Source organism: Aerococcus sp. 1KP-2016, from assembly GCF_002252085.1.
Classification (GTDB): domain Bacteria; phylum Bacillota; class Bacilli; order Lactobacillales; family Aerococcaceae; genus Aerococcus.
The window spans coordinates 1-5695 of sequence record NZ_NEEY01000075.1 but is presented as its reverse complement, the minus strand read 5'-3'; the positions used below and the strand labels follow the sequence as shown (position 1 = coordinate 5695).

The 5695-nt window shown below is 37.6% G+C and carries 7 protein-coding genes; 4 read left to right on the top strand and 3 right to left on the bottom strand.

All coding sequences use genetic code 11. The features are described 5' to 3' along the window. Window positions 1–111: 111 nt before the first annotated feature. Genes B9P78_RS09105 through B9P78_RS09095 form a run of 3 tightly spaced genes read right to left on the bottom strand, consistent with a single transcriptional unit; the run spans window position 112 to window position 1930 of the window. On the bottom strand, window positions 112–798 hold the full coding sequence (locus tag B9P78_RS09105) for a 5'-methylthioadenosine/adenosylhomocysteine nucleosidase (RefSeq protein WP_094519129.1): 687 nt from the start codon (window positions 796–798) through the stop codon (window positions 112–114). 25 nt (window positions 799–823) lie between these two features. Beyond that, a complete protein-coding gene (locus tag B9P78_RS09100; protein WP_094519128.1) occupies window positions 824–1378 on the bottom strand; it encodes a hypothetical protein in 555 nt (184 codons plus the stop codon). A gap of 12 nt (window positions 1379–1390) precedes the next feature. Continuing rightward, on the bottom strand, window positions 1391–1930 hold the full coding sequence (locus B9P78_RS09095; RefSeq protein WP_094519130.1) for an NUDIX hydrolase: 540 nt from the start codon (window positions 1928–1930) through the stop codon (window positions 1391–1393). A 254-nt stretch (window positions 1931–2184) separates the two neighbouring features. Between B9P78_RS09095 and B9P78_RS09090 the strand changes: the two genes are divergently transcribed. The 4 genes from B9P78_RS09090 to B9P78_RS09075 all read left to right on the top strand — a co-directional run bounded on the left by B9P78_RS09090 (window position 2185) and on the right by B9P78_RS09075 (window position 5118). Then, window positions 2185–2829 carry a 5-bromo-4-chloroindolyl phosphate hydrolysis family protein gene (locus B9P78_RS09090; RefSeq protein WP_094519127.1) on the top strand — a complete coding sequence of 215 codons (645 nt, stop codon included), beginning with the start codon at window positions 2185–2187 and terminating at the stop codon, window positions 2827–2829. 2 nt (window positions 2830–2831) lie between these two features. Then, on the top strand, window positions 2832–4046 hold the full coding sequence (locus B9P78_RS09085; RefSeq protein WP_094519126.1) for a toxic anion resistance protein: 1215 nt from the start codon (window positions 2832–2834) through the stop codon (window positions 4044–4046). A 106-nt stretch (window positions 4047–4152) separates the two neighbouring features. After that, a complete protein-coding gene (locus B9P78_RS09080; protein WP_094519125.1) occupies window positions 4153–4398 on the top strand; it encodes a GlsB/YeaQ/YmgE family stress response membrane protein in 246 nt (81 codons plus the stop codon). Window positions 4399–4593: 195 nt separating this feature from the next. Next, the gene (locus B9P78_RS09075) at window positions 4594–5118 is read left to right on the top strand and encodes an HdeD family acid-resistance protein (RefSeq protein WP_094519124.1); all 525 of its coding nucleotides are present in this window, start codon (window positions 4594–4596) and stop codon (window positions 5116–5118) included. The last annotated feature ends 577 nt before the right edge of the window (window positions 5119–5695 follow it).

Sequence of the window (5695 nt, the reverse complement as noted above, 5' to 3'; positions counted from 1 at the left end):
GTGATACAATTATTTTTGGTCATGTAGATACCCCTTATACTTTTGGTTTGGTTGCTAACAAGTATATCGTATCTACATGATTTTTTTGTTTATTTCCTTATGCATTTCATTTTACAATTTTCCTAAGTAATCCAATGTTACTTTGGCAGCATTCTTACCTGCTGTAACAACGAATTCTTCGAATAACACTTCTGCATCTTGACTCGCTGTATCAGAGATTGAACGGATTACGATACATGGGATACCAAATTTGTAAGCTACTTGAGCTACTGCGGCACCTTCCATTTCAGCACATTGCGCGCCTGGGAATGTTTCGTATAACCAGTTTACCTTCTCTACTGAATGGATGAATTGATCACCTGATAAAATCAAACCAACAGTCGCGTTCAAGTCCGTGTTACGGTATGCTTCTAAGAAACCTTCGACTAAGTTTTCTGGTGCTTTGTAACGTGCTGGCATTGAAGGTACTTGCCCTAATTCGTAACCAAAAGCACGAGAGTCAGCATCGTGATACATTGTTGCTTCCCCAATCACAACATCACCGATTTGACGGTCTGGCGCAATTCCACCCGCTGATCCAGTATTGATCATTACATCTGGACCTTCTTGGGCAACTAAAGTTGCAGCGATAGTAGAGTTGACTTTACCAATACCACAACGAACAACGATGATTTCGTGGCCTTCGTATTCAGCATCCCACATTTCTGTGTCGCCGATAATACCTCTAGATGTTAGTTCTAAATGTTCACGGTAGTAGCCAATTTCTTCTTCCATCGGGCAAATAATTGCAATTTTCATGTAATCTAATTCCTCCATATAAATGTTAAATATAAAATGCGACGGCTGTCAGTGTAATAATACCAATAAGTAGCAAAATAATCGAGATGTTTAAGAAACGATCTACTTTCGTTGTACCCAGTGTGAAGGTCCATTTTTTCTTGGCGTCTTCATTGGCTTCTCTTGATGGCATTTCTGCTTCTGATTTTGCTGCCAGTGATTGATCAGCTACTGGATCATCTACTTGACTAGTTTCCTCATCAAACAGCTTTTCTCTCCAAGAGAACATGCGCATTTTTGCAGCTAACCCCGTCTTCTTATCTTCCTTCGTGTCTTCCACTTTAAGGTTCTCATTTCTGGGTGTTTCAGGTTCAATTGAACGCAAGAAATCTGCAGAGAATTTACGTGGTGCATCCAGGTCTTCGTCGCGTTTAAATAATTGGGTAGCATCCAAATCGGTTTGTTTGGACACTGGTTTTGGTGCCTTCTCCGCTATTTGACTGGCTACTTGGGTCCCCGTGTGGTCAGCATGGTTAATTTTATTTTTTAAAGCACGGTACTGGGTGCGTGTTAATTGTGGTTCGTCTTGTTGCTTGGTCACTATCTTCACCTACTATCTATTCAGTAATATTTGCCAGTATTGAATGGCATAAATGGTTTTCATATCGCATATTTCACCTGTTTGGATGGCAGCTCTGGCTTGGTCGAAATCTAGATAGGCTAGTTCGATATTTTCATCTTCGTCTTGGGCTGGCGCTTCAGCTAGCTCATACACATCTGCGCAGGCGTACATTTTGATAAATTCATCGTTGTAGCCTGGTGTCACGTAGAATCCGTCCATTTCCGTCCAAGCGTCTGATGCTAGTCCCGTTTCCTCCGCAAATTCACGTTTGGCTGCTAGGAGTAAATCCTCATCACGTTCCACTAGTCCAGCCGGCACTTCAAGAATCGTCTGCTCAATGCCCTTACGAAACTGTCTAACCAGTACAATTTTATTGTTTCTCAATGCAAAAATGCCTACCGCTGGCCCATGAATAATTAATTCTCGATCAGCAAGCGCCCCATTTTGTAAACGGACTTGGTGTTTTTCTAAATTTAGAATTTTACCCTCATAAATTGTTTCTCGTTGAACTGTTTCTTCTCCAAATGCCATTGCTGCCAATCCTTTCTCCAATGGTTTCTATTTACTAAGCTATCTATTCAAGTTCATTCTAGCATTATTTTCCCTCGTCTAACGAGTAGCAACTGAATTTTAGGATATTATTTACGTTTCAACCACAGAAAAATCCAAATGCTCTCCATTATCCTACCCTATCCAAAAGTAATTTGAAATAAGACTAGAGGCCGATGTCGTTTCCTAGTGACAAAGCTATAATAGGTTTAAAATTAGATTAAGGAGTGACAAACATGCATACTGTGCTACGTTTTACACGACGACTAGCCACCTATCCCCTCTCTTGGCCATTAAATTTAACCTTACTTGTTCTCTTTCTACTATTGAATATCCATTGGACCCAAGCAATTTTCTGGCTCGTAATGCTCAACTTCTTTTTGTTCATCATTAGTCGCATCGTTCAATCCCATGTGGATCCGGCTGTCCGCTATCAAGATAAGGTGTTGCAAAAACGCGTACCAAAATCACGATTACCCTATTATCAAGCGTCTCATTTAACCGATCAAGAAATTCAATTTTTCCGCGGTGAAATGGCTGAAGCCTTGGCTAATATCGATAGCATTTTAAGTCATATTGATTACAATGCACACCTGGCCATGTTATTTATCCGTTTTGATACAGCGCGAACTTTAAAAGGCTATTTCCAAGCAATCACCAAAGCACCTGAACAACTAAATTTAGCCAGCGATTTCTTATATCAATATTTACCACAATTGACATCAGCAATTGATCAATATATCGCAGTTAATGAACAAATGGACAAATCAGCCAGCAAAATTCAAAAATTATCTGACTTGCGAAATCAAATTTCTGACCTAGCTGAAGCTGTTGCCGTATCTTATGAAAACTTCACTAGTAGTCAACGTAAAGGAGTATAAGTATGACACATTCTGAAAAAACAAATACCCAAACTAAGCAACAAACGACTGATCACCTAGCAACTTCTGTGGATGATCTACTTGCTAATCCATTCCAAGATACGACGGTTGCAGCTACTTTCACACCGGAACAAGCAACACCGGCGCAAGCTACTACAATGGAACAAACCGTCTTCTCGCAATTGTCCGCCGAACGCCAAGAACAAGCCCGTGCCCTAGCTGAGAAGATAGATGCGGGTGACAGCCAATCCATTGTATCCTATGGCGCCATGGCCCAGAAACAAATTGGCGAATTCTCTCACCAACTGATTAGCCAAGTACAAAATCAAGACTTGGGCGTAGTAGGCGAAGAATTGCGCAATCTCTTGGCGCATTTAAATGAAACAGATCCTAGTCAATTAACCAACCAAAAGCAGAGCCGCTTACAACGTTGGTTTAAAAAACAAAAAGCGTCTTTATATGAGATGAACGCCAAATATCAAAAAGTAGGTTATCAAATCGACGAAATTGCCAACCATTTAGGGAAACAAAAGAACGGCTTATTAAATGATAATCTACAGTTGGAAAGCTTGTATCAACAGAACCTAGCCTTTTTTGATGCATTAAACGTCTATATCGCAGCTGCTCAAATCAAAGCAGATAAACTGCGTAATGAAGATTTGCCAGCTTTAAAACAAGCCATCACTAGTTCAGATGATCAAATGAATATTCAAAAAGTGGCAGATTTAGAACAATTTATCAATCGTTTGGAGAAACGTATATATGACCTAGAATTAACACGTCAAATTACCATTCAACAAGCACCACAAATTCGTTTAATTCAAAATACCAATCAAAACTTAGCGGAGAAGATTCAATCTTCTATCTATACCGCTATTCCGTTATGGAAAAATCAAATTGCTATTCAATTATCCTTATATCGTCAAAAAGATGCATTGGATGCACAAATTGCAGTCACAGATACTACTAACCAATTGTTAACAGAGAATTCGGAATTATTGAAACAATCTTCTATTGAAACCGCACGTCAATCAGAACGCGGTGTTGTTGACATCGAGACCTTGAAACATTCACAACAAAATCTGATTAACACGATTAAGGAAACCATGGCTATTCAGGAAGAGGGACGTGCCAAACGTCTACAAGCTGAGCAAGATATGATTCAAATGGAAAATGAATTAAAACAACAATTATTGAGCGGTGGCAAACAAAATTAACACTATTTTTGCCATTTAACTTTATCAATTTTAAGTAATATGATACAATATGTATATGAACAAAACTGTTCATTGAAAGAAGAAACTACAGAATGGAGGAATTATAATGGGCTGGTTATGGTCATTAATCGTTGGGGGACTAATTGGTTGGGGTGCTGGAGCAATCCTAGGCAAAGATGTACCTGGTGGTATTATTGGTAATATTATTTGCGGTATGTTAGGCTCATGGATTGGTAGTACTTTCTTATCAAGCTTCGGTCCTGTAATTGGTGGATACGCAGTTATCCCATCTCTAATCGGAGCAATCGTTTTAATCTTAGTATTAAACTTTATCCTTAAACGTACTAAATAAGATGCGTAAGCATTATTGAAACACCGAAGCAGGAGCAATCTAAATTGCTCTTGCTTGTTTTGTTTTATATTTTGGTAATTTAGCGGTAATTATTTCACTTATAGTATAATTTCTTGCAAAAAAAAAAATAATTATTGCGGTCATAAAAATATTATGTTATCTTAAAAATAACTTATAGAGAAAGGAAATAGAACAATGGAAAATAACAACAAGCGCTTTTCATGGACTGAATTATTACTTGGTATTATCTATGTAATTGTTGCATTTATTGCATTTAACAATCCAATTGCAAGTCTACTATCAATCGTTTATGTATTTGGTATGACAATGATTTTTGGTGGTATCATCGCCCTAATCGCACGCAATAGTTTAAAAGAACGTTTCGGATATGCTTTAACAGGATCACTTATTTTAGCTATCTTACGTATTTTCTTTGGGATTCTAATTCTTTTTAACGTAGAAATTGGTTTCATCACTATTCCAATTCTATTCGCTCTATGGTTCATCACTGAATCAATCACAGCAATTGTATTGACTCGTGGTATCAAACCATTCTCAACAGCTTTATATTGGATTGCCTTAATCATCGCAATCTTTTCATTAATTATCGGTCTATACTTATTATTTACACCAGTTGCAACATTAGCTATCTTGCCATTCCTAGTATGTATGTACTTCCTTACAAATGGTTTCAAACTAATCGTAGCAGCTTTCGTATAATCAGGATTGTTGCAGTAAAAAACGCTAGTCGGGTATATATCCGGCTAGCGTTTTTTTGTATTTGGGGAGCAACTTAAGTTCTTGTGTTAGATGCTATTGATTGATCTTATGCTATTGCGTCTAATAAGTGAAATTTGGGTCAATCTATTCATTTATTACTGGTGATAGATGAAGGATTTTTAGGGTTTTCACCTATTGGGTAATATAAGTGAAAATTTCCAATTATGCTTCACCTATATATTGATATAGATGAATATTGCCAATATTTTTCACTTATTTGGCTAGATAAGTGAACTTCACTGCAAATAAAAAAGCGGCTGGGACAAAAAATTAAAATCATAGATTTTTCGTCCTTACAGTGTACGTTCCTTGTGAGCCGTGGGACCATTGAAAGCCAAGGTCTTTCAATTTGAAATCGATCCAAGGTATCGATTTCATTCTCTTTCACGGCTAAGGAACTACTCTTTCAGTCCTTTAACCTGTTCCCATGATAGATTTCAATCAAAATTTATAAGGAATTTTTTCAAAGTAAAAGGCGTACACAACTCTTATTAAGAATTGTGTACGCCTTTTTAGA